The sequence below is a fragment of the Salmonella sp. SAL-020 genome (assembly GCF_017372215.1).
In the GTDB taxonomy this organism is placed as follows: domain Bacteria; phylum Pseudomonadota; class Gammaproteobacteria; order Enterobacterales; family Enterobacteriaceae; genus Salmonella; species Salmonella enterica.
In genome coordinates, this window is sequence record NZ_CP071690.1 from 4,656,788 (window position 1) to 4,679,997 (window position 23,210).

The 23,210-nt window shown below is 54.2% G+C and carries 21 protein-coding genes; 10 read left to right on the forward strand and 11 right to left on the reverse strand.

The features are described from left to right. The first annotated feature begins 129 nt into the window (after positions 1-129). The gene (glmU, locus tag J1G48_RS22525; RefSeq protein WP_000934851.1) at positions 130-1,500 is read left to right on the forward strand and encodes a bifunctional UDP-N-acetylglucosamine diphosphorylase/glucosamine-1-phosphate N-acetyltransferase GlmU; all 1,371 of its coding nucleotides are present in this window, start codon (positions 130-132) and stop codon (positions 1,498-1,500) included. A gap of 188 nt (positions 1,501-1,688) precedes the next feature. Next, entirely contained in the window at positions 1,689-3,518 is a 1,830-nt protein-coding gene (gene glmS, locus J1G48_RS22530; protein ID WP_000334054.1) for a glutamine--fructose-6-phosphate transaminase (isomerizing), read from the forward strand. A gap of 150 nt (positions 3,519-3,668) precedes the next feature. On the opposite strand, the gene J1G48_RS22535 is transcribed toward glmS, so the two are convergent. Beyond that, positions 3,669-5,426, reverse strand: coding sequence for an SgrR family transcriptional regulator (locus tag J1G48_RS22535; protein WP_000213165.1), 1,758 nt, complete (start codon positions 5,424-5,426; stop codon positions 3,669-3,671). Positions 5,427-5,520: 94 nt separating this feature from the next. Between J1G48_RS22535 and J1G48_RS22540 the strand changes: the two genes are divergently transcribed. The 7 genes from J1G48_RS22540 (at position 5,521) to phoU (ending at position 12,552) form a co-directional block, all read left to right on the forward strand. Next, positions 5,521-6,339: a shikimate 5-dehydrogenase gene (locus J1G48_RS22540; RefSeq protein WP_000166716.1), complete on the forward strand. Its 819-nt coding sequence runs from the start codon at positions 5,521-5,523 to the stop codon at positions 6,337-6,339. A 48-nt stretch (positions 6,340-6,387) separates the two neighbouring features. Continuing rightward, complete coding sequence (locus tag J1G48_RS22545; protein ID WP_000162549.1) at positions 6,388-7,761, forward strand: fructose-specific PTS transporter subunit EIIC; 1,374 nt, start codon at positions 6,388-6,390, stop codon at positions 7,759-7,761. A 165-nt stretch (positions 7,762-7,926) separates the two neighbouring features. Then, positions 7,927-8,967, forward strand: coding sequence for a phosphate ABC transporter substrate-binding protein PstS (gene pstS, locus J1G48_RS22550; RefSeq protein WP_000867130.1), 1,041 nt, complete (start codon positions 7,927-7,929; stop codon positions 8,965-8,967). Positions 8,968-9,102: 135 nt separating this feature from the next. Beyond that, positions 9,103-10,062: a phosphate ABC transporter permease PstC gene (pstC, locus tag J1G48_RS22555; protein WP_000741630.1), complete on the forward strand. Its 960-nt coding sequence runs from the start codon at positions 9,103-9,105 to the stop codon at positions 10,060-10,062. Further along, a complete protein-coding gene (gene pstA / locus J1G48_RS22560) occupies positions 10,062-10,952 on the forward strand; it encodes a phosphate ABC transporter permease PstA (RefSeq protein WP_000212197.1) in 891 nt (296 codons plus the stop codon). The genes pstC and pstA overlap by 1 nt, the downstream gene beginning before the upstream one ends. Before the next feature lie 86 nt (positions 10,953-11,038). After that, positions 11,039-11,812, forward strand: coding sequence for a phosphate ABC transporter ATP-binding protein PstB (gene pstB / locus J1G48_RS22565; RefSeq protein WP_000063118.1), 774 nt, complete (start codon positions 11,039-11,041; stop codon positions 11,810-11,812). A gap of 14 nt (positions 11,813-11,826) precedes the next feature. Next, complete coding sequence (gene phoU, locus J1G48_RS22570) at positions 11,827-12,552, forward strand: phosphate signaling complex protein PhoU (RefSeq protein ID WP_000377800.1); 726 nt, start codon at positions 11,827-11,829, stop codon at positions 12,550-12,552. A 94-nt stretch (positions 12,553-12,646) separates the two neighbouring features. Here phoU and yieH read toward each other — a convergent pair whose 3' ends face one another. Beyond that, positions 12,647-13,312, reverse strand: a complete 666-nt coding sequence (gene yieH, locus J1G48_RS22575; protein ID WP_000078087.1) for a 6-phosphogluconate phosphatase — start codon at positions 13,310-13,312, stop codon at positions 12,647-12,649. 168 nt (positions 13,313-13,480) lie between these two features. Here yieH and adeP point away from each other — a divergent pair, with 168 nt between their 5' ends. After that, positions 13,481-14,818, forward strand: a complete 1,338-nt coding sequence (gene adeP / locus J1G48_RS22580) for an adenine permease AdeP (RefSeq protein ID WP_001521829.1) — start codon at positions 13,481-13,483, stop codon at positions 14,816-14,818. 44 nt (positions 14,819-14,862) lie between these two features. On the opposite strand, the gene J1G48_RS22585 is transcribed toward adeP, so the two are convergent. From J1G48_RS22585 to rpmH, 9 genes are all read right to left on the reverse strand, one after another. Then, complete coding sequence (locus tag J1G48_RS22585; RefSeq protein WP_001576451.1) at positions 14,863-15,447, reverse strand: NADPH-dependent FMN reductase; 585 nt, start codon at positions 15,445-15,447, stop codon at positions 14,863-14,865. Then, positions 15,447-16,202 (reverse strand): 4'-phosphopantetheinyl transferase superfamily protein, encoded by a 756-nt coding sequence (locus tag J1G48_RS22590; protein WP_000190678.1) that lies wholly within the window; start codon positions 16,200-16,202, stop codon positions 15,447-15,449. Before J1G48_RS22590 ends, J1G48_RS22585 begins: the two co-directional genes overlap by 1 nt. A gap of 157 nt (positions 16,203-16,359) precedes the next feature. Beyond that, positions 16,360-17,319 carry an HTH-type transcriptional regulator YidZ gene (yidZ, locus tag J1G48_RS22595; RefSeq protein WP_000749365.1) on the reverse strand — a complete coding sequence of 320 codons (960 nt, stop codon included), beginning with the start codon at positions 17,317-17,319 and terminating at the stop codon, positions 16,360-16,362. Then, on the reverse strand, positions 17,288-18,475 hold the full coding sequence (locus J1G48_RS22600; protein ID WP_000819602.1) for an MFS transporter: 1,188 nt from the start codon (positions 18,473-18,475) through the stop codon (positions 17,288-17,290). The genes yidZ and J1G48_RS22600 overlap by 32 nt, the downstream gene beginning before the upstream one ends. Before the next feature lie 182 nt (positions 18,476-18,657). Next, positions 18,658-20,022, reverse strand: a complete 1,365-nt coding sequence (mnmE, locus tag J1G48_RS22605) for a tRNA uridine-5-carboxymethylaminomethyl(34) synthesis GTPase MnmE (protein ID WP_000019081.1) — start codon at positions 20,020-20,022, stop codon at positions 18,658-18,660. Positions 20,023-20,163: 141 nt separating this feature from the next. Further along, positions 20,164-21,810, reverse strand: a complete 1,647-nt coding sequence (yidC, locus tag J1G48_RS22610; protein ID WP_000378277.1) for a membrane protein insertase YidC — start codon at positions 21,808-21,810, stop codon at positions 20,164-20,166. A gap of 2 nt (positions 21,811-21,812) precedes the next feature. Beyond that, positions 21,813-22,070: a membrane protein insertion efficiency factor YidD gene (gene yidD, locus J1G48_RS22615; protein WP_001307474.1), complete on the reverse strand. Its 258-nt coding sequence runs from the start codon at positions 22,068-22,070 to the stop codon at positions 21,813-21,815. Continuing rightward, positions 22,034-22,393 (reverse strand): ribonuclease P protein component, encoded by a 360-nt coding sequence (gene rnpA / locus J1G48_RS22620; RefSeq protein WP_000239725.1) that lies wholly within the window; start codon positions 22,391-22,393, stop codon positions 22,034-22,036. Before rnpA ends, yidD begins: the two co-directional genes overlap by 37 nt. A 16-nt stretch (positions 22,394-22,409) precedes the next feature. Beyond that, complete coding sequence (gene rpmH / locus J1G48_RS22625; RefSeq protein ID WP_000831330.1) at positions 22,410-22,550, reverse strand: 50S ribosomal protein L34; 141 nt, start codon at positions 22,548-22,550, stop codon at positions 22,410-22,412. Positions 22,551-23,210 lie beyond the last annotated feature (660 nt).

Consider the following 23,210-nt stretch of genomic DNA (forward strand, 5'->3'; position numbering starts at 1 on the left):
GATTCATTAGCAGGCGGGGATTTTATCCCGGTGAGCGTTTTATCCTTCTTCCATTTTACGATGAAAAAAATGTAGTATTTTCAACGTGAAACAGTATAAATTCGTTCTCAAATTACAGTCAGGACGCGTATGTTAAATAGTGCTATGAGCGTAGTGATCCTTGCCGCAGGTAAAGGCACACGCATGTATTCCGATATTCCTAAAGTGCTGCACACGCTGGCGGGTAAACCCATGGTGCAGCATGTCATTGATGCAGCTACTAAATTAGGGGCCGCACAGGTTCATCTGGTCTATGGCCACGGTGGCGAGTTGTTAAAACAGACCCTGAAAGATGACAAGCTGAACTGGGTGCTTCAGGCGGAACAGTTGGGAACAGGTCACGCAATGCAGCAGGCCGCGCCCTTTTTTAGCGACGATGAAGATATTTTAATGCTTTACGGCGACGTGCCGCTGATTTCGGTTGAAACCTTACAGCGCCTGCGCGATGCCAAACCGCAGGGTGGTATTGGGTTATTAACCGTGAAGCTGGACGATCCGAGCGGCTATGGCCGTATTACGCGTGAAAACGGTAAAGTGACCGGCATCGTTGAACATAAAGACGCCACTGATGAACAGCGTCAGATCCAGGAAATTAACACTGGTATTCTGATCGCCAACGGCGCGGACCTGAAACGCTGGTTGTCTAAGCTGACTAACAATAATGCGCAGGGTGAATATTACATCACAGATATCATCGCGCTGGCTTATCAGGAAGGACGGGAGATCGCCGCGGTGCATCCGGCTCGCATCAGCGAAACGGACGGCGTGAATAACCGTCTACAGCTTTCTCGTCTGGAGCGTATTTACCAGGCCGAACAGGCGGAGAAACTGCTGTTATCCGGTGTTATGTTGCGCGATCCGGCACGTTTTGATCTCCGCGGCACCCTTCATTGTGGAATGGATGTCGAAATTGACGCTAACGTTATCATCGAAGGTTATGTAACGCTCGGTCACCGCGTGAAGATCGGCGCGGGCTGCATTATTAAAAACAGCGTTATTGGCGATGACTGCGAAATTAGCCCATACAGCGTGGTGGAAGATGCGCATCTGGAAGCGGCCTGCACCATCGGCCCGTTTGCTCGCCTGCGTCCCGGCGCGGAGCTGTTAGCGGGCGCTCACGTCGGCAATTTCGTTGAAATGAAAAAAGCGCGTCTCGGTAAAGGTTCTAAAGCCGGCCATCTGACCTACCTGGGAGATGCGGAAATTGGCGACAACGTGAATATCGGCGCGGGGACCATCACCTGTAACTATGATGGCGCGAACAAATTCAAAACGGTTATTGGCGACGATGTGTTTGTCGGCTCCGATACCCAACTGGTGGCGCCGGTTACTGTTGGTAAAGGGGCCACCATCGCCGCAGGGACTACCGTCACCCGTAATGTAGCCGACAATGAACTGGTATTAAGCCGCGTGCCGCAGGTGCATAAGCAAGGCTGGCAGCGTCCGGTGAAGAAAAAGTGATTTTGTAGGTCGGATAAGCGTCAGCGCCATCCGGCAGACCGGAGATGAGAGGATAAAATAATCCTCCGCTCCATGAGCAGTACTTATAAAAATAACCCCACTCTCTACAAGGCTCGGGGCGCCCGCAACGACGGGCATACAGGTCAGCGACAACGCATGGCGTAATGCCATAATCAGGAAATAAAACTATGTGTGGAATTGTTGGCGCTATCGCGCAGCGTGATGTAGCTGAAATCCTTCTCGAAGGTTTACGTCGTCTGGAATACCGCGGATATGACTCTGCCGGTCTGGCCGTGGTGGATGCAGAAGGTCATATGACCCGCCTGCGTCGCCTCGGTAAAGTCCAGATGCTGGCTCAGGCAGCGGAAGAACATCCTCTGCATGGCGGCACTGGTATTGCTCACACTCGCTGGGCGACGCACGGTGAACCTTCAGAAGCTAACGCGCATCCGCATGTTTCTGAACACATTGTGGTGGTGCATAACGGCATCATCGAAAACCATGAACCGCTGCGTGAAGCGTTAAAAGCGCGTGGCTATACCTTCGTTTCTGAAACCGACACCGAAGTGATTGCACACCTGGTAAACTGGGAACTGAAACAGGGCGGTACTCTGCGTGAGGCTGTTCTGCGTGCTATCCCGCAACTGCGTGGTGCGTACGGTACAGTGATCATGGATACCCGTCACCCGGATACCCTACTGGCGGCACGTTCTGGTAGCCCGCTGGTGATTGGCCTGGGTATGGGCGAAAACTTTATCGCTTCTGACCAGCTGGCGCTGTTGCCAGTGACTCGTCGCTTTATCTTCCTTGAAGAGGGCGATATCGCTGAAATCACTCGCCGTTCGGTAAATATCTTCGATAACACCGGCGCGGAAGTAAAACGTCAGGATATCGAATCTAATCTGCAATATGACGCGGGCGATAAAGGTATTTACCGCCACTACATGCAGAAAGAGATCTACGAACAGCCGAACGCGATCAAAAACACCCTTACCGGGCGCATCAGCCACGGTGAGGTGGATTTAAGCGAGCTGGGACCGAACGCCGATGATCTGTTGTCGAAGGTTGAGCATATTCAGATCCTCGCCTGCGGTACGTCTTACAACTCCGGTATGGTTTCCCGTTACTGGTTTGAATCGCTGGCAGGTATTCCGTGCGACGTTGAAATCGCCTCTGAATTCCGCTATCGCAAATCTGCCGTGCGCCGTAACAGCCTGATGATCACGCTCTCCCAGTCTGGCGAAACGGCAGATACCCTGGCTGGCCTGCGTCTGTCGAAAGAGCTGGGATATTTGGGCTCTCTGGCCATTTGTAACGTGCCGGGATCTTCGCTGGTGCGTGAATCCGATCTGGCGCTGATGACCAACGCGGGTACGGAAATTGGCGTAGCATCTACCAAAGCCTTCACCACCCAGTTAACCGTGCTGTTGATGCTGGTGGCGAAACTGGCGCGTCTGAAAGGTCTGGATACGTCCATTGAGCATGATATCGTTCATGGCCTACAGGTGCTGCCGAGCCGTATTGAGCAGATGCTGTCGCAGGACAAACGTATCGAAGCCCTGGCGGAAGATTTCTCTGACAAACACCATGCGCTGTTCCTGGGGCGTGGCGATCAATATCCGATTGCGCTCGAAGGCGCGCTGAAGCTGAAAGAGATCTCTTACATTCACGCGGAAGCCTATGCTGCAGGCGAGCTGAAACACGGGCCGTTGGCGCTGATTGACGCCGATATGCCGGTGATTGTGGTGGCGCCGAACAACGAACTGCTGGAGAAACTGAAATCCAACATCGAAGAAGTTCGCGCACGTGGCGGTCAGTTGTACGTCTTCGCCGATCAGGATGCGGGTTTCGTCAGCAACGACAACATGCACATCATCGAGATGCCGCATGTGGAAGAGGTCATTGCGCCTATCTTCTACACCGTTCCGCTGCAACTGCTGGCGTATCACGTGGCGCTGATTAAAGGCACCGACGTTGACCAGCCGCGTAACCTGGCGAAATCGGTTACCGTAGAGTAAGTACAAATGTAGTACCAGGCAGAAGGCCGTCGATAGACGGCCTTTTTTTGTGCGCCGTGACAGGCGCTGTTCTTTCTCTATGGTGGCTGAAGAGCGACTAAGAGGTGCTACGCCTACCTGCGCTACGGGTACCCGGTCACATTCTCTTCTTTAAGGCCCTGGCTCAATCCAGGTGGATCGGAAATCAAACCATCCCAGGTTATTCAGGTGGATCCCCCTGGCCCGGTCGGGGCCTTTGAGTCGCATCCAGTGGTGAAAAAGCGGCTGTAGCCAGCCTGAACGGGTGGTTTCCCTGACCAGTTGTTCCGCGCTGATGGTTTCGGCATGCCACTGGGTTTCCCATTGGGCCAGCAGCGCATCATCCCCACCGCTGATGGCGTGGCGCAGTAAAGGGGAGCCCAGCAGCCATGTACCGACGTTCCACTCTTCGGGAATGGGGAAATTGACCGTCCCCAGCCAGAGATCCACATTGGCTTTGCCATTCGCCCAGTCATCATAATTCAGCTCCACGCCCTCAAGTAAAATGCCCTGCTGGCGCATGATCTCTTGCATGATATCCAGGAGCATCGGAAATTCAGGGTGCTGATCGTGATAGGCCAGACGCAGTTTTGCGTAGGGCGACGACGAGATAAAAGGTGAACAGGCTGGGCCCGCCTCAATAGTATGAAACCAGGAGGACAGTAGGCTGCCGCCCGGTACCCAGAAGGGGCGAATTGCCTCACTCAGATGCTGGAGTAAGGCGTAAGGGCTGAGTGTTTCCCGCAGCCAGCGGCGATGTTCGGCGGTATGCCAGTGCGGAGAGCGACTGTCGCATAATAAAAAATAGCCTCCACGCTCAAGAAACATCTCGCGCAGGTTGTCAGAAGGTTTGCCTGATACCTGGCTAAGCCGTCCGGAAACGTAATCCTCATCGCTCAGGCTGGAACTGAGCCAGGCTGCCGTGTCGTTATCCGACAGCGATTCCGCCAGGTTATCTGTCTCCGTTAAATTCGGCCAGATAAAGACCTCCACTTCATCCAGCAGCCCGCGCAGACCGAAATAGTGGTCAAAGGCCTTCATTTGCAGATGAAAGCCATTGTTTTCCACCACCTCATAAGGGCCAGTTCCCACGGGATGTGCCGGGAAATCAGCGCGTTGTGTATGGTCAGGCGGTAGGATCATGGCATCAATATGACTGAGCAGCAGCGGCAGTCGGTTATCCGGGTGCGCCAGCGTAATTTCAAGGCTCAGCGGCCCGGTGGCCTGAATGGTCTGCAAGTGCGAGAACAACGGCAGCTTAGCGCTGCGGGTCAGTGAAGCGATAACCGCGTCGATCGTCAGCTCCTGACCATCATGCCAGAGGACGGCGGGGCGCAGATAAAAACGCCAGCGCAGTGGATCAATCTGCCGCCAGTGGTGGGCAAGATCGGCTTCGACTTCACCTTTTTCCTCATTTATGCGCGTCAGGCCGCTAAAAATCTGCCTGACCAGATGCTGCTCAGAGCGACGCAACGGTATGCCGGGGCACAGCGACGGCATTGTCCGATAATAGGGGATGCACAGCCGCTGATAGTCTGCCCGCACGCTATAGCCCAGCTTTGAACGCAGCAGTTGCGCCACCTGGTGCTTATTTTTACCCAGCAGCTGAATGGCCTGATCAATATGACCAGACTCCAGTAACTGCTCCGCCTTTTCGCTTAACAGCTGTTCTGGTTTATAGCGCAGGTGAAGCCGGGCGCGATGCCCACGTCCGGCCTGTGATTGCCAGATGAGCCACTTTGCCTCCTGCATCTGAAGCAACAGATTACGCATATGCCGTCGGGTGCAGAACAACACATCCGCCAGCTCCTGTAATGTCACGCTAACAGGCTTGTCGCCATAGTGCTGGAGTAGCTTTAAGTATTTTTGTTCAGTGTGCCGGGTTGTCATAAAAGGTGAAATTTCCCGAACGGGAATGAGCAATTTTTAATATCCCCTTTTTAGCCGATGATTTTCCCTATCGCAACTTCTATGAGGATTCATCATGACAAAGCGCATTAATAAAGACACGCAGGTCTGCATGTCCCTGGCGGCACGCCCAAGTAACTTCGGTACACGCTTTCACAACTATCTGTACGAAGCGCTGGATCTCAATTATCTCTACAAAGCTTTCTCGCCGACCGATCTTACGCAGGCCATTAGCGGCGTGCGCGGGCTGGGGATACGTGGGTGCGCGATCTCTATGCCGTTTAAAGAAGCCTGCATTCCGCTGGTGGATGAACTGGATGCTTCTGCTCAGGCCATTCACTCAGTTAATACCATTGTGAATACCAATGGCCATCTGAAGGCGTACAACACCGATTACATTGCAATAGCTCGCTTGCTGGCGAGTTACAAGGTCTCTCCCGACCTGGTGTTTGCTTTGCGTGGCAGCGGTGGTATGGCAAAGGCGGTGGCCTGCGCGCTGAAGGATGCGGGGTTTACCCGTGGTTATATTGTCGCGATTGATGAAGCGTCAGGTAAACAACTGGCCGAACTCTATGGCTATGAATGGCGCCCGGATACCGACGGTATTGAAGCCGATTTGTTAATTAACGCCACGCCTATCGGAATGGCTGGCGGTAATGATGCCGACAAACTCTCTTATTCCGAACAGGAAGTGGATAAGGCGAGCGTTATCTTTGATGTGGTGGCGCTACCGCCCGTCACGCCGCTGATCCGCTACGCCCGTGAACGCGGTAAAACCGTGATTACCGGTTCCGAAGTGTTTGCTATTCAGGCCGTGGAACAATTTGTCCTTTATACCGGGATTCGCCCGGACGACGCGCTGTTCCAGAAAGCCGCGGCCTGGTCACGTCTGTAACATTTTTTCCCGCTTTTTCTTTAAATTAAAAGAACAGGGTACCCTACTATGACTAAAAAAATTGTTGCTGTGACGGCCTGTCCGACGGGCGTCGCCCATACCTTTATGGCGGCAGAAGCGTTGGAAATTGAAGCCCGCAAGCGTGGTGACTGGATCAAGGTTGAAACCCGCGGTTCCGTCGGGGCGAAGAACACGCTGACCGCGGAAGAGATAGCGCAAGCGGATGTGGTGATTATCGCGGCGGATATTGAGCTGGATCTGTCAGGCTTTGTTGGCAAAAGACTCTATCGCACCAGTACCGGCGCGGCGCTAAAAAAGAGTGCGCAGGAAATGGATAATGCTTTCAATAGCGCCGAGGTCTATCAGGGGAGTGCCGGGCGCTCTTCTTCAGCTGGTAAAACAGAGCTACCCGGCGTTTATAAGCATTTAATGACCGGCGTATCCCATATGCTTCCTTTGGTGGTGGCGGGAGGATTGTGTATCGCGCTCTCTTTTGTCTTCGGTATCCAGGCCTTCAATGAGCCGGGCACGCTGGCGGCTGCGTTATTTCAAATCGGTGGTAAGGCGGCCTTTGCGCTGATGGTGCCGGTACTGGCTGGGTTTATTGCCTTCTCAATTGCCGATCGTCCGGGTCTGGCCCCGGGGCTTATTGGCGGGATGTTGGCCAGCCTGTGCGGTGCTGGTTTCCTGGGAGGGATTGTGGCCGGTTTTCTGGCCGGTTACAGCGTACGGTTTCTGGCGCAAAATATTAAGCTACCAGCGTCAATGGAAGCGCTTAAGCCTGTGCTGGTTCTGCCGCTACTGTCTACGCTGATTACCGGCCTAATCATGATTTACGTGGTGGGTGGCCCGGTGTCTGCGGTGATGGAAGGGCTGACGACGTTCCTGGGGAATATGACCTCTACGAATGCTATCTTGCTGGGAATGTTGCTGGGCGCAATGCAAGGTTTTGACCTTGGTGGGCCGGTGAATAAAGCTGCGTATACCTTCGGCGTCGGTTTACTGGCTTCTCATTCCTATATGCCGATGGCGGCCATTATGGCGGCAGGGATGGTACCGGCATTAGGGATGGGCGTCGCAACCTGGGCGGCCAGAGCGAAATTCACTGCTTCTGAGCATGAAGCGGGTAACGCATCCTTTATCCTGGGGCTGTGCTTTATCTCTGAAGGGGCGATTCCCTTCGCTGCGCGTGACCCGATGCGCGTCATCCCTTCCACGATGGTCGGTGGCGCAATCGCCGGGGGACTGTCCATGTATTTCGGTTGTACACTGATGGCGCCACACGGTGGTCTCTTTGTCCTGGCGATCCCGCATGCGGTAGAACATGTGATGCAATATCTGCTCTCGATTGCCCTGGGCACGATTGTTTGCGGCCTGATGTACGCGCTGTTGAAACCGTCTGCGGTTGCGCAAACAGTTTAATTCATCTCCCCCTGCAGGCTGGTCTGGTGTCTCCCCGGGCCAGCTTTTTTATTTCCATTGTCATCAAACCGTCATAATCAAGACATATAACTGTCATCAATTTGTCCTATTTTGCTCATCGTAGCAACTCAAACAACGATTTACCGAAACCGTGCAGGAGACATTATGAAAGTTATGCGTACCACTGTCGCAACTGTTGTCGCCGCGACCTTATCGATGAGCGCGTTCTCTGCCTTTGCAGCAGCAAGCCTGACAGGTGCCGGTGCAACGTTTCCTGCGCCGGTGTATGCCAAATGGGCGGATACCTACCAGAAAGAAACCGGTAACAAAGTCAATTACCAGGGGATAGGCTCTTCCGGCGGCGTGAAACAAATCACCGCGAATACCGTTGATTTTGGCGCTTCCGATGCGCCGCTGTCTGACGAAAAACTGAATCAGGAAGGCCTGTTCCAGTTTCCGACGGTGATCGGCGGCGTGGTGCTGGCGGTGAATATTCCAGGCCTCAAATCCGGTGAACTGGTGCTGGATGGTAAAACGCTGGGTGACATCTACCTCGGTAAAATCAAGAAGTGGGATGATGAAGCCATCACCAAACTGAACCCAGGCGTGAAGCTGCCCTCACAGAATATCGCTGTGGTGCGTCGCGCTGACGGTTCCGGTACCTCCTTCGTGTTCACCAGTTACCTGGCGAAAGTCAACGACGAGTGGAAATCGAAAGTGGGCGCGGGTTCTACCGTGAACTGGCCAACCGGTCTGGGCGGTAAAGGTAACGACGGCATCGCAGCATTTGTACAGCGTCTGCCAGGCGCTATTGGCTACGTTGAATACGCTTACGCCAAGCAGAACAACCTGGCCTACACCAAATTGGTTTCTGCCGACGGCAAACCGGTAAGCCCGACGGAAGAGAGCTTCTCTAATGCGGCGAAAGGCGCAGACTGGAGCAAAACCTTCGCGCAGGATCTGACCAACCAGAAAGGTGACGATGTGTGGCCAATCACTTCCACCACGTTTATCCTGGTCCACAAAGCGCAGAAGAAACCTGAGCAGGGTGCTGAAGTGTTGAAGTTCTTCGACTGGGCCTACAAAAATGGCGCTAAGCAGGCGAATGATCTGGACTACGCCAGCCTGCCGGATAACGTTGTTGAGCAGGTTCGTGCTGCATGGAAGACCAGTATAAAAGACAGCAACGGTAAGGCGCTGTATTAATTAACGAATTGGCGGATGGCGCTACGCTTATCCGCCCTACGGTTTCGACCGCAGGCCCACGTTGTAGGCCGGATAAGCGTAGCGCCATCCGGCAGGGGCAACGTCGTAAAATGCGTTTAATGGAAAGAGTAATTTATGGCTGCAACCAAGCCTGCTTTTAACCCGCCGGGTAAAAAAGGCGACATGATTTTCAGCGCGCTGGTAAAACTGGCTGCGCTGATTGTGCTATTGATGTTGGGCGGTATTATCGTCTCATTGATCATCTCCTCCTGGCCAAGTATTCAGAAATTTGGTTTCTCATTTCTTTGGACTAAGGAATGGGACGCGCCAAACGATATCTACGGCGCTCTGGTGCCCATTTATGGCACGCTGGTGACCTCCTTTATCGCACTGCTGATCGCCGTTCCGGTCAGTTTCGGCATTGCCCTGTTTTTAACCGAGCTGGCGCCAGGCTGGCTAAAGCGTCCGCTCGGCATCGCCATTGAACTGCTGGCGGCAATTCCCAGTATCGTGTACGGCATGTGGGGGCTGTTTATCTTCGCGCCGCTGTTTGCGACGTACTTCCAGGAGCCGGTCGGCAATATTCTTTCCAACATTCCGTTTGTCGGCGCGCTGTTCTCCGGCCCGGCCTTTGGTATCGGCATTCTGGCGGCGGGCGTCATCCTCGCCATCATGATCATCCCCTACATTGCGGCGGTTATGCGCGACGTCTTCGAGCAAACACCGGTAATGATGAAAGAGTCCGCTTACGGTATCGGCTGTACTACCTGGGAAGTTATCTGGCGCATCGTGCTACCGTTCACCAAAAATGGCGTGATCGGCGGCATTATGCTGGGGCTGGGCCGTGCTCTGGGTGAAACGATGGCGGTCACTTTTATCATCGGCAACACTTACCAGCTCGACAGCGCGTCGCTGTATATGCCGGGCAACAGCATCACTTCCGCGCTGGCGAACGAATTCGCTGAGGCGGAATCGGGCCTGCACGTGGCAGCGTTGATGGAGCTGGGGCTGATCCTGTTTGTGATCACCTTTATCGTCCTGGCGGCGTCTAAGTTCATGATTATGCGTCTGGCGAAGAACGAGGGAGCACGTTAATGGCTACGCTTGATATGCAGAACACCGCGCAGCTCGCGGAATCCCGTCGCAAGATGCAGGCGCGTCGCCGCATGAAGAACCGTATCGCACTAACGCTCTCAATGGCGACGATGGCATTTGGCCTGTTCTGGCTGATCTGGATTTTGATGTCCACCATCACGCGCGGCATTGATGGTATGTCGCTGGCGCTGTTTACCGAAATGACGCCGCCGCCGAACACGGCGGGCGGCGGGCTGGCGAACGCCCTGGCGGGGAGTGGATTGTTGATTCTCTGGGCTACCGTATTGGGTACGCCGCTGGGGATTATGGCCGGGATCTATCTGGCGGAGTATGGCCGTAAATCCTGGCTGGCGGAAATCATTCGCTTTATTAACGACATTCTGCTTTCCGCGCCGTCAATTGTTGTGGGGCTGTTTGTTTACACCATCGTGGTGGCGCAGATGCAGCACTTCTCCGGCTGGGCAGGGGTGATTGCGCTGGCGCTGTTGCAGGTACCGATCGTTATCCGTACCACTGAAAACATGCTCAAATTGGTGCCGGATAGCCTGCGTGAAGCCGCTTATGCGCTGGGTACGCCGAAGTGGAAGATGATTTCCGCGATTACGCTGAAAGCCTCTATCTCCGGCATTATGACCGGTATCCTGCTGGCTATTGCGCGTATTGCCGGCGAAACGGCGCCATTGTTGTTTACCGCGCTCTCCAACCAGTTCTGGAGCACCGACATGATGCAGCCGATCGCCAACCTGCCGGTGACCATTTTTAAATTCGCGATGAGCCCGTTTGCCGAATGGCAACAATTAGCCTGGGCGGGCGTGCTGATTATTACCCTGTGCGTACTGCTGCTGAATATTCTGGCGCGTGTTGTTTTCGCGAAGAAAAAACACGGTTAAAGACATTGTAGGCCTGATAAGCGTAGCGCCATCAGGCATTATTTTACGGCGTGGCGGATGCGGCGCTGGATGAGGAAAAGAGTGAAATGAGTATGGTTGAAACTGCCCCGAGTAAGATTCAGGTTCGTGATTTGAACTTCTACTACGGCAAATTCCATGCCCTGAAGAACATTAATCTGGATATCGCGAAGAATCAGGTAACGGCATTTATCGGGCCATCCGGCTGTGGTAAATCAACGCTACTGCGTACCTTCAATAAAATGTATTCGCTTTATCCGGAGCAGCGCGCGGAAGGTGAAATTCTGCTGGATGGCGACAATATTCTCACCAACACCCAGGATATCGCGCTGCTGCGCGCAAAAGTGGGGATGGTATTCCAGAAGCCGACGCCGTTCCCGATGTCCATCTATGACAATATCGCCTTTGGCGTGCGTCTGTTTGAGAAGCTGTCTCGCGCCGATATGGACGAGCGCGTGCAGTGGGCGTTGACCAAAGCCGCATTATGGAACGAAACCAAAGATAAATTGCACCAGAGCGGGTACTCTCTCTCCGGTGGTCAGCAGCAGCGTCTGTGCATTGCGCGCGGTATCGCCATTCGCCCGGAAGTGTTGCTGTTGGATGAGCCATGTTCAGCTCTGGACCCGATCTCTACCGGGCGTATTGAAGAGCTGATCACCGAGCTGAAACAGGATTACACCGTGGTGATCGTGACCCACAACATGCAGCAGGCGGCACGTTGCTCCGATCATACGGCGTTTATGTACCTGGGCGAGTTGATTGAGTTCAGCAACACGGACGATCTGTTCACCAAGCCCGCGAAGAAACAAACAGAAGACTATATCACCGGTCGTTACGGTTAATTCAGGAGTGCGTAATGGACAGTCTGAACCTTAATAAACATATTTCCGGCCAGTTCAACGCCGAACTGGAAAGTATCCGCACTCAGGTAATGACCATGGGCGGCATGGTGGAGCAGCAGCTTTCTGACGCTATCACCGCCATGCACAACCAGGACAGCGAGCTGGCGAAGCGCGTGGTAGAAGGCGACCATCAGGTTAATATGATGGAAGTCGCCATCGATGAAGCCTGCGTGCGTATTATCGCCAAGCGCCAGCCGACGGCGAGCGATCTGCGTCTGGTGATGGCGATTATCAAAACCATCGCCGAACTGGAGCGCATTGGCGACGTGGCGGATAAAATCTGCCGTACCGCGCTGGAGAAATTCTCCCAGCAGCACCAGCCGCTGTTGGTGAGTCTGGAGTCACTGGGCCGCCACACCGTACAGATGCTGCACGACGTGCTGGATGCGTTCGCGCGCATGGATCTCGATGAAGCGGTGCGTATCTATCGTGAAGATAAGAAAGTTGACCAGGAATATGAAGGCATCGTGCGTCAGCTGATGACCTACATGATGGAAGACTCGCGCACCATTCCCAGCGTGCTGACCGCGTTATTCTGCGCTCGTTCTATCGAGCGTATCGGCGACCGCTGCCAGAATATCTGCGAATACATCTTCTACTTCGTGAAGGGGCAGGATTTCCGTCACGTCGGCGGCGATGAGCTGGATAAACTGTTGGCGGGGAAAGATCCGAAAGAGTAAATCTCATTCTTTTGCCCGGTGGCGCTGCGCTTACCGGGCCTACAGGTACAGATGCTGTAGGCCGGATAAGCGTCAGCGCCATCCGGCATTTCAGTTAACGCGTAATCTCCCACCCGCGCGCTTTCCACAATCCCGGCAACTGCGCCAAATCGGTAAAAGTCGTCACGTTAGGGTGATCGATCGGCTTGTTATGCGGATCGGCGCAGAAATAAAACACTTCCATTCCCGCCGCAATTCCTGACTGCGCGCCTGCGCTGGAATCATCCACCAGAATACACTTCTCAACATTGACCTTCATGGCGTTCGCCGCGTGGAGCATCAGCGCCGGATCGGGCTTCCAGCGTTGAATATCGTAACCGCTAAACAGCAAATCGGGAAAATAATGCAACATGCCCAGTTTACCCAGCGAATGCTGCATCTTACTGACCGGTCCGTTGGATACCACGCACATAGGCGTCTTAATGCTCTCCAGCAGGGTATTTGCGCCCGCGATCGCTTCCAGTTCGGTATCGAACAGACGCGCCACTTCCGCGCGGTACACCGGCTCCAGCTCCGCCTTTGCCAGCGCAACGCCATGCTCTTTACTGATGGTATCGATAATTTCGTAGAGCTTTACGCCTTTAAAGCGTCTGAATACTTCCGTGAGCTTAAGCGTAATGCCGAACTGCCGGAACATAGTGACATAGGCGCGCGAGCAAATTACTTCACTGTCGACCAGCGTGCCGTCACAGTCAAAAAACACCGCTTCGATTTGGGACATGTCATTTCCATTTTAACAAGTTTAACGTTTACGTAATGCTGAATGAGGGGACGCAATCGTTGCCGTACTAACAAATTGAGTGAAAAAAATTACCACACAACTGCGCCAGGTGTCGCATTTTGGTATAGGATAACGGCGAATTTTCCCTCCTTTCTCCGGAAATTGATAATGAGTCAACAACACACCACCCAGGCTTCTGGTCAGGGTATGCTGGAACGCGTGTTTAAACTGCGCGAACATGGCACGACGGCACGAACCGAAGTGATCGCCGGTTTTACCACTTTCCTGACGATGGTTTATATCGTTTTTGTTAACCCGCAAATTCTGGGCGTAGCTGGCATGGACACCAGCGCCGTCTTTGTGACCACCTGTCTGATTGCGGCCTTTGGCAGTATTCTGATGGGCCTGTTCGCTAACTTGCCGGTGGCGCTGGCGCCCGCGATGGGGCTGAATGCGTTCTTTGCCTTCGTGGTTGTGCAGGCAATGGGACTGCCGTGGCAGGTAGGCATGGGCGCCATTTTCTGGGGCGCTGTTGGTCTTTTATTGCTGACTATCTTCCGCGTGCGTTACTGGATGATCGCCAACATTCCGGTCAGCCTGCGCGTGGGCATCACCAGCGGCATCGGCCTGTTTATCGGCATGATGGGGCTGAAAAACGCCGGCGTGATCGTCGCTAACCCGGAAACGCTGGTCAGCATCGGCAACCTGACCTCGCACAGCGTGCTGCTGGGGGTTCTCGGATTCTTTATTATTGCGATTCTCGCTTCGCGCAACATTCATGCGGCGGTGCTGGTGTCCATCATCGTCACGACGCTGCTTGGCTGGATGATGGGTGATGTACACTACAACGGCATTGTCTCCGCGCCGCCAAGCGTCACCAGCGTGGTAGGGCATGTCGATTTGGCAGGCTCGTTCAATCTTGGCCTGGCGGGGGTTATTTTCTCCTTCATGCTGGTTAACCTGTTCGACTCCTCCGGTACCCTGATCGGCGTGACCGATAAAGCGGGCCTGGCGGATGCGAAAGGTAAGTTCCCGCGCATGAAGCAGGCGCTGTTTGTTGATAGTATCTCTTCTGTCACTGGCGCATTTGTCGGAACGTCTTCTGTGACCGCTTATATTGAATCGTCTTCCGGCGTTTCGGTGGGCGGTCGCACCGGTTTAACGGCGGTGGTGGTCGGTATTTTGTTCCTGCTGGTTATCTTCCTGTCGCCGCTGGCGGGCATGGTGCCGCCTTACGCGGCGGCGGGCGCGTTGATTTACGTCGGCGTGCTGATGACCTCCAGCCTGGCGCGGGTAAACTGGCAGGATTTAACCGAATCGGTCCCGGCGTTTATTACGGCGGTAATGATGCCGTTTAGCTTCTCGATCACCGAAGGTATCGCGCTGGGCTTTATCTCTTACTGCGTGATGAAAATCGGTACCGGTCGCCTGCGCGACCTTAGCCCGTGCGTAGTGATTGTCGCGCTGTTATTCGTGCTGAAGATTGTGTTTATTGACGCACACTGATGAAATGAACCCTCGCCCCATCGGGGTGAGGGTTTTTAACGAACTTACGCTTTAACGCGCTGAATATACTCGCCAAATGCGGTCAACTGACCGGTCAAATGATCTAACGTTCCCTGATCCACCACTTCTCCAGTTTGCGGATCGACTTTATTCTGAATCACGCCGCCCATAAATTCCGGTTTATTCATCACCATCGCATCAAGGAACACCAGAATCTGGCGCAGATGATACTGGCAGCGCGCGCCGCCAATCGCCCCCATTGAACTGGTCTGGATAAGAACGGGCTTACCCGCCAGCGGCTGCTCAGGCAGACGGGATAGCCAGTCGATGGCATTCTTCAGGCCGCCGGGAACGGAATAGTTATATTCCGGCGTCACAATGACGACGCCGTCGGCGTTGCGAATCTGCTCCGCCAGCGCCTCTACGCTGGCTGGAAATCCCTCGTCCTGCTGGATATCGGCGTCATACAGCGGAATATCCCCGATCGAAGGCAGCGGCGATACCGTCATTCCTGCCGGCGCGACTTTAGGCAGCGTACGCGCCACCATCCCGTTAAAGGAACCTTTGCGTAAACTTCCCAGCAGTGTAACCACATTCAGCGTTTCAGACATACGTGCCCCTTTTTTCATTATGAACGATTAAGCGTATACGATTTGGCGGCGGGGAGTTGGGCGAATCGCATCAGACGACCGGTTGGCTCATTGGCGCGCGTCTGGATATCGGGCAGGCTTTTCCAGCCCAGTTTGCCATCGAACTCCCACACTTTTAATTTTTCTATCGCTGGCGTAACGGTTACGGACCATACCAGTACATCTTCCGCATCGCATACGGCTTCAAGCTGCGTGACATGCGCGCACTTCAGGCGTCCGGCAACGGGTAAAAGTTGCAGCTCCCGCGGATCGTCATTCATGACATCGCCGGTGAGTTTTAACACGCTCTGGCGCAATGTAATGAGTTGCGCTCGCGCTTCGTTGGGATCGTTTTGATTGGCTACCCATAAGTTTTCATTACGGGAGAAAGGGTGGCGTTCGAGCGAATGCGGATGGTGAAAGCCGCGGGAGGTGCGCTGTAATTCCATATCCAGCCCGCACTCTCCTTCGGTGGTCAACGCCACGCCAACCATATTTCCGGCGTAGGAGATAGAAAAGCCTGGCAGATTTTTGTCACGAAACGCGGGTTTACCTTTCGCCTGAATAATGATTTCCGGCAGCTCGCTAATTCCGTACAGCATAAACATCAGTTCGGCAAGAAGGCCTCTGGAGGCGAGAAAACGCGTTCGTCGGTGAGCAGGCAGGTTTCTGGCTTCAATATGGCAAGACGAAGAGAGACGAATTGAAACCAACTGTCCCTCCGTAAGTATCCCTCTGGCAAAGTGAGTCGCCATTTTTCGCTCCGTGATTAATGGGCCGTGATAATGACGAGAGTAACATTAACGTAAATTATGGACAGGTTTTACGCGCTAAAAATTCAATTTCAGAAGGTTCTTTAATCAGACGGTGACATTTCTGGTAAGAGGAAGGTTAATTTATCAACGCAGGTGGTCAGATAAGGCGACGGCAGAGCGTGTTGATAGCCTGTCGTAGCCACACAATCTTGGGATTATGACTATTACGTTTGTGCCATAATAGGGTAAACGGCACCATCAGCTTTTCCCGCTGTTGCGCATCAAAAGGCAGGGGGCGCGCCACTAACGGTAGCTGGTGGAGCTGATTGTAGTGCTGGCAATAGCGCGGCGCGGTTGCTATCAGGGTGTGATCCGGCTGGGCGGCCATAAAGAGTGACTGCTCGAACCCCGGCAGGCTCAACGCGATATGGCGTTTGCGTCCCATTTCTTGCAGGACATCATCCAGCGCCCAGGTATCGCTTTGCTCCCAGCAAATACTGATATGCGGGTAGCGCAGAAAAGTGTCCAGATCCCACGCTTCACGCAGTGCCGGATGATCTTCCCGCAGCCAGACCCACGGCAAATCGCTAAACAACACCTCAAAATCAATCGCGAGCGGCAACAGACTGAGCAATTCTCGCGAGCGGGGATGGCTTTCGCGTCCGGTAAATCCGATATCGACTTCCCCGCGCGTAATCGCCTCCAGCGAGTCATAATCCCAGTTGCGAACCTTAATGGTAGCCTGCGGATAGCGCTGATAAATCTGCTGCGACAGTGAATTAAACATAATCATCATCAGCGGCGACTCTGCTGCCAACTCAAATTTTAAACCGCGCGGCGTTTGATGATGCGGTTTATCAAGCAGTTGATTCCCCATCTGCATCCAGTCCGCCAGACTTTGCTCCATACTGACCATCAGCGGCGTCGGCGCCAGGCCCAGCGGCGTATTGACGAACAGCGGATCGTCAAACCATGCCCGGAGTTTCGCCAGCGATTTGCTGACCGCCGAGGGCGTTACGTTCATCCGTTTTGCAGCTTTAGTGACGCTGCGCTCCTGCATGAGTAACTGTAGGCATAACAGCAAATTAAGGTCGAGATTGGTAAGGGATTTCTTCATGCTCGGCTACGGACCTGTTGGGCGTGACGGAGAAGATCAGCAGAATACTCACTATGCTACAACCAATCAGAATCCCGATCAGCATATTCATCGCGCTGATACCGAGTATTGCCGCCAGCCAAATCCACAGTGATGAACCGCAAACCTGCGCGATACCGAGCGTGGAACTGGCCACTCCGGCGCGCAGCGAAAACGGCCCCAGCGCCTGGCTCATCGCGACGCCAAAACCAACCGAGAATCCGGCGCAGATAAGCGTCAGGCCAAAGAGTGTGACGGTATTGGTATGAGCAAGGCTTAACGTCACGCCAGCCGTCAAAAACAGCCCCTGTGAGACGAGCATTAAGGTTCGCGGCTTAAATAACCCAAGCGCAAAAGGGGTGGAAAAAGAGACGACCATACTGACGCCTGCGGTGAGCGCCATGGTAATGGCATAGTCGCCACGGCTAAATCCCATCACCTCCATCAGCAGCACTGGAGAGGCATTGACAAAGGTCAGGATCACCGACACGCTAAGGGTGGTGATCGCCAGTCGACTAACGAAAAAACGGTTAATCAGCGACTCGGCGGCGGGCGACGATCGTGATAAATCGCGTGGAGCCAGCCTTACCGGGCGCGTCTCGCGCAGGATAAACAGTGATAACAGGCCCACAATAATGCCCATCGCGGACATCGTATAGAACAGACTTTGCCAGGGGAAACGAAGCATAATCAAATGCCCCACCACCGGGGCGAGTACCGGCACAATACAGGTAATCCCATTCAATAATGACAGCACTTTCGCCCGGCGATGCTCGTCGAGCGTGTCGCGCAGAATGGCGAACGCCACCACATAGCAGCCGCCTGCACCTATTCCCTGAAGAAAACGCCCACTCAGAAATAGCGAGCCTTCCGACGCCCGTGAACAAAGCAGTGAGGCCATCATAAAGACGATCGCGCCGACGATCGCGACCGGTTTGCGGCCTGACTGATCGGCTATCTTCCCGGCAAACAGCATGGCCGTCGCCATTCCGGCCAGGTAAACGGAGAAGGCGATATGCAACTGCGCCTCGCTGGCGTTCAGATCGGCGGCTATACGCGGTAAACCGACCAGATACATATCAATACCGGCAGGATAGAGTAAAACCAGGGCAAAACTACACAGTAGAAAACGTTTCATAGCGGCCTCACGAAAAGTGTGGCGCTAAGAATACGGGGCGACGTTGCGCGAGACGAGTTGCCATTTGGACAACAGTGATTTCCGCATGGGAAATCATTGCTGCCGGATGGCGGCATAAACGCCTTATCCGGCTTACGGGTTTTGTAGGCCCGGTAAGCATCGCGCCACCGGGCAACACAACGTTATTTGCCGATACAGAAGCTGGAGAAAATCCGTCCCAGCAGGTCGTCGGAGGTAAACTCGCCGGTAATCTCGCTTAAGCTTTGCTGCGCCAGGCGCAACTCTTCCGCCAGCAGTTCCCCCGCCCATGCGCCTAATAGCTGCGCTTTGCCCTGCTCAAGGTGTTCAGCGGCTTCCGCCAGCGCCTGTAGGTGACGGCGGCGGGCCAGGAAGCCGCCTTCCATATTGGTATCAAACCCCATGCTCTGCTTGAGGTGGTTACGCAACACGTCGACGCCTTCGCCGGTACGCGCCGAGAGGCGAACCAGTGAGTGACCGTTTACTTCACTAATACCCAACGTTTCGCCGGTGATATCCGCCTTGTTACGTACCACGGTAATCGGTAGATTTTTGGGCAGACGGGCGATAAAGTCCGGCCAGATGTCGGCAGGGTCAACGGCGTCCGTCGTGGTGCCATCCACCATAAACAGCACGCGATCGGCCTGTTCAATCTCCTGCCAGGCGCGTTCGATGCCGATACGCTCAACTTCGTCGCTGGCGTCGCGCAGTCCGGCGGTATCGATGATATGCAGCGGCATCCCGTCGATGTGAATATGCTCGCGCAACACGTCGCGCGTGGTGCCGGCGATATCGGTAACAATGGCCGCTTCACGGCCTGCCAGCGCATTCAGCAGGCTGGATTTCCCGGCATTCGGGCGTCCGGCAATCACTACCTTCATCCCTTCGCGCAGCAGGCTGCCCTGGCGCGCTTCGGTGCGCACGGCGTCAAGATCGGCGATGACACCATTGAGCTGCGCTTCGATTTTGCCGTCAGAGAGAAAGTCGATCTCCTCATCCGGAAAATCGATAGCCGCTTCGACGTAGATTCGCAGGTGAGTAAGTGCTTCCACAAGGTGGTTAACGCGGGCGGAAAATGCCCCCTGTAACGAGTTTAGCGCCGAACGCGCCGCCTGTTCGGAACTGGCATCGATCAGGTCGGCAATGGCTTCCGCCTGGGCTAAATCGAGCTTATCGTTGAGGAACGCTCGCTCGGAGAACTCGCCCGGTCGGGCAATGCGCACGCCTGGAAGCGTCAGGATACGTTTTAACAGCAGGTCCAGAATCACCGGACCGCCGTGCCCTTGTAGCTCCAGCACATCTTCACCGGTGAAGGAGTTCGGGCCGGGGAACCACAGCGCAATACCCTGATCCAGCGCGCTGCCGTCAACATCTTTAAACGGCAGGTAGTCGGCATAGCGCGGCTTCGGCAGCTTGCCCAGCACCTCTTGCGCAACGTCGCGCGCCTTCAGACCGGAAATACGCAGGATACCCACGCCACCGCGTCCCGGTGGGGTTGCCTGGGCGACGATAGTGTCGTTATGGCTCATGGTTAGTCTCAACTTTGTTGCAATAAAAAAAGGCGGTCATATGACCGCCTTTTGATTGTAGGCCTGATAAGCGTTAGCGCCATCAGGCTGACCGGCGCGCCTTGCCGGATGGCGGCTTCGCCTTATCCGGCCTACACCGAATCAGGATTTTTTCTTCTCGCGGCTATGCAGGCCACGCTTCTCCAGACCACGGTAGATCAGCTGCTGCTGAATGATGGTGACCAGGTTGCTGACGATATAGTACAGCACCAGACCTGACGGGAACCACAGGAAGAACACCGTAAAGATGACCGGCATAAAGGTCATGATCTTCTGCTGCATCGGGTCGGTCACGGTGGTCGGCGACATCTTCTGAATGAAGAACATCGTTACGCCCATCAGGATCGGCAGAATGTAGTACGGGTCCTGTGCGGACAGGTCATGAATCCACAGCGCGAACGGCGCATGACGCAGTTCAATGGAACCCATCAGCATGTAGTACAACGCCAGGAAGATAGGCATCTGGATGATCAGCGGGAAGCAGCCGCCCAGTGGGTTAACCTTCTCCGCTTTGTACAGGGCCATCATCTCCTGGCTTTGGCGCTGTTTATCATCGCCAAGACGTTCGCGCATCGCCTGAATTTTCGGCTGCAGCATACGCATCTTCGCCATTGACGTGTACTGCGCTTTGGTCAGCGGGTACATGATACCGCGAACGATAAAGGTAATGATGATAATGGAGAAGCCCCAGTTGCCCACAAAGCTGTGGATCCACTTCAGCAACTTGAACAGCGGCTGAGAGATGAACCACAACCAGCCGTAGTCCACGGTCAAATCCAGGTGCGGTGCAACAGCCGCCATTTTATCCTGAATTTCCGGGCCGACCCACAGGGTGCTGGTCATCGCGCCAGTCTGGCCTGGCTGTACCAGTACCGGCTGCGCTTTATAGCCGATAGCGACAATGCCGTTACCCAGATTGGCGGTGTAGAAATTGTTGGTGCCGTCGTTACGCGGAATCCATGCGGTAGCGAAATACTGCTGCAACATTGCCACCCAACCGCCTTTGGAGCTGACGTTGAGGTTTTCGTTATCGGCAATGGTGTCGAATTTGTATTTCTCATACTTCTCATCCGGCGTGGAGTACGCTGCGCCGCGGAACGTATGCAGCGCAAAGTTGCTGCTGCCGGTGTCGCGATGAGGAGGCAGGTTGACGGATTGTTTTAACTGACCAAAGGTGGAGACTTCCAGCGGTTTTTCGCCGGCGTTCTGCACGCTATAGTTCACGTTAACCGCATAATCGCCACGCTTAAAGACAAACGTTTTGGTAAACGTGTTGCCTGCGGCGTCAGTATAAGTCATCGGAACCTGCAGTTCGTTCTGACCGTCGGCCAGTACAAACGCATCTTTCTCGACGTTGTACAGCGGACGCGGGCCGTTCGCCGGGTTATCCGGGCCGTCGCGGCCTGTCAGGCCGCTTTGCGCCTGATAGATAAACTGCGGGGTGGTTTCCAGCAGCTGGAACGGTTCGTTGGAACCCAGTTCTTTCGGGTAAGCCGGGAGCAAGGCCTGCTCGACATCACCACCACGGGTGTTGATAGTCAAATCAAGCACATCGGTTTTCACCGTAATCATTTTCCCCTGGCCACTGGCTGGTACGCCCTGGTCGGCGGCGCTACCCGCTGCGGTGGTCGTTGTCTGCGTGGTCTGTTGAGTCTGAGGTTGCGGATTTTTATCCTGCTCCCAGGCTTGCCAGATCATGAAAGACACGAACAGCAAAGCGATGACTAAAAGATTGCGTTGCGAATCCATCGTTAGTGTTCTCTGGTATCAAATGGTCCGGGCGGGACGGGATCGTCACCACCAGGGTGTAAAGGGTGGCATTTTAATACGCGTTTCACCGTCAACCAACTGCCTTTTATCACTCCAAACCTGCGCAATGCCTCAATTCCGTAGCTTGAGCACGTTGGCGTGAAACGACAATGCGGCCCAAGCAGCGGACTGATCAGGCGTTGATAGACCCGAATAAGGGCTATCAGGACCCGCGAGCCAGGCGACAGTGGCGGCGCCATAATTTTTCCAACGCTTCCGAGAGAGCACGGTTATCGAGGTCGGCAACCCCTTTTTTCGCCACCACCACGAAATCCATTGCAGGAAGTTCATGCTGGCGCAGACGGAAGCTTTCACGCGTCAGACGTTTAATCCGGTTGCGTTCATGCGCACGTCGAACATTTTTCTTGGCGACGGTAAGACCGATACGGGGATGCCCCAGCGAATTCAGGCGGCCGAGGATGGTGATTTGCGGCGTGCCAGCCCGTTGAGGTTGCTGGAAGACGAATGTGAAATGAGCGGGAGTTAACAAACGTAACTCCCTGGGAAATGCGAGCTTAACCACTCAGGGGTTAGCTTTATTACTTGGAAACGGTCAGACGAGCGCGGCCTTTAGCACGACGACGTGCCAGAACCTGACGACCATTTTTAGTAGCCATACGAGCACGGAAGCCGTGAGAACGGTTGCGCTTCAGTACAGACGGTTGAAAAGTGCGTTTCATGGCGATTTCTACCTAAACTTGAATAAATTCACTGACTTTTGCGTATACCCGAACAAACTTTGAACGACTTACGCCACAGTGTGGGTGATTAAAGAGGCCGGATTGTAATAATTGTACACTCCGGAGTCAATTCTCTTTCCTTATTTTCCCGCGATTTTCCACGCCTTTTTGTGCGGAAAATAAGCAGCGTTGACGCCATATGACGGGCATTGCGCGACGGGTGGAGAATTATACGGACTGCCAGGTAAAGCGCAAGGATCGCCCTGGATCTTTATGCGATCTTTTAGGCGTCTGCTCACCTTTACCTATTAATTTTTTCAATATGCGCGCGAAAGCGTACAGGAGTTCCCCAGGATCGATTACACTTATCCTTTCCTGGAAAGTCCTGTGGATAAATCGGGAAGAATCTGTGAGAAACAGAAGATCTCTTGCTCAGTTTAGGCTATGATCCGCGGTCCTGATCGTTTCAAACGATCCTGGTCAGGCATGAACACGAAATCTTTCAGACTGCGTGAAGTCGCGATCGTTTGAAAGATCCGTGAAAACCGCAGACAGCGGTTCGTGCGTCACCCTTCATGCAGGGTCTTATCGACGTGCGCCAACAATCATTAATGTATCAGCCTTTGTCATTTATCGACTTTTGTTCGAGTGGAGTCCGCC

What these genes read in the sequence shown, in the direction of transcription:
- glmU (WP_000934851.1), top strand. Translation starts at nt 130, where the DNA reads ATGTTAAATAGTGCTATGAGCGTAGTGATCCTTGCCGCAGGTAAAGGC.
- glmS (WP_000334054.1), top strand. Translation starts at nt 1,689, where the DNA reads ATGTGTGGAATTGTTGGCGCTATCGCGCAGCGTGATGTAGCTGAAATC.
- J1G48_RS22535 (WP_000213165.1), bottom strand. Translation starts at nt 5,426, where the DNA reads ATGACAACCCGGCACACTGAACAAAAATACTTAAAGCTACTCCAGCAC.
- J1G48_RS22540 (WP_000166716.1), top strand. Translation starts at nt 5,521, where the DNA reads ATGACAAAGCGCATTAATAAAGACACGCAGGTCTGCATGTCCCTGGCG.
- J1G48_RS22545 (WP_000162549.1), top strand. Translation starts at nt 6,388, where the DNA reads ATGACTAAAAAAATTGTTGCTGTGACGGCCTGTCCGACGGGCGTCGCC.
- pstS (WP_000867130.1), top strand. Translation starts at nt 7,927, where the DNA reads ATGAAAGTTATGCGTACCACTGTCGCAACTGTTGTCGCCGCGACCTTA.
- pstC (WP_000741630.1), top strand. Translation starts at nt 9,103, where the DNA reads ATGGCTGCAACCAAGCCTGCTTTTAACCCGCCGGGTAAAAAAGGCGAC.
- pstA (WP_000212197.1), top strand. Translation starts at nt 10,062, where the DNA reads ATGGCTACGCTTGATATGCAGAACACCGCGCAGCTCGCGGAATCCCGT.
- pstB (WP_000063118.1), top strand. Translation starts at nt 11,039, where the DNA reads ATGAGTATGGTTGAAACTGCCCCGAGTAAGATTCAGGTTCGTGATTTG.
- phoU (WP_000377800.1), top strand. Translation starts at nt 11,827, where the DNA reads ATGGACAGTCTGAACCTTAATAAACATATTTCCGGCCAGTTCAACGCC.
- yieH (WP_000078087.1), bottom strand. Translation starts at nt 13,312, where the DNA reads ATGTCCCAAATCGAAGCGGTGTTTTTTGACTGTGACGGCACGCTGGTC.
- adeP (WP_001521829.1), top strand. Translation starts at nt 13,481, where the DNA reads ATGAGTCAACAACACACCACCCAGGCTTCTGGTCAGGGTATGCTGGAA.
- J1G48_RS22585 (WP_001576451.1), bottom strand. Translation starts at nt 15,447, where the DNA reads ATGAAAAAAGGGGCACGTATGTCTGAAACGCTGAATGTGGTTACACTG.
- J1G48_RS22590 (WP_000190678.1), bottom strand. Translation starts at nt 16,202, where the DNA reads ATGGCGACTCACTTTGCCAGAGGGATACTTACGGAGGGACAGTTGGTT.
- yidZ (WP_000749365.1), bottom strand. Translation starts at nt 17,319, where the DNA reads ATGAAGAAATCCCTTACCAATCTCGACCTTAATTTGCTGTTATGCCTA.
- J1G48_RS22600 (WP_000819602.1), bottom strand. Translation starts at nt 18,475, where the DNA reads ATGAAACGTTTTCTACTGTGTAGTTTTGCCCTGGTTTTACTCTATCCT.
- mnmE (WP_000019081.1), bottom strand. Translation starts at nt 20,022, where the DNA reads ATGAGCCATAACGACACTATCGTCGCCCAGGCAACCCCACCGGGACGC.
- yidC (WP_000378277.1), bottom strand. Translation starts at nt 21,810, where the DNA reads ATGGATTCGCAACGCAATCTTTTAGTCATCGCTTTGCTGTTCGTGTCT.
- yidD (WP_001307474.1), bottom strand. Translation starts at nt 22,070, where the DNA reads ATGGCGCCGCCACTGTCGCCTGGCTCGCGGGTCCTGATAGCCCTTATT.
- rpmH (WP_000831330.1), bottom strand. Translation starts at nt 22,550, where the DNA reads ATGAAACGCACTTTTCAACCGTCTGTACTGAAGCGCAACCGTTCTCAC.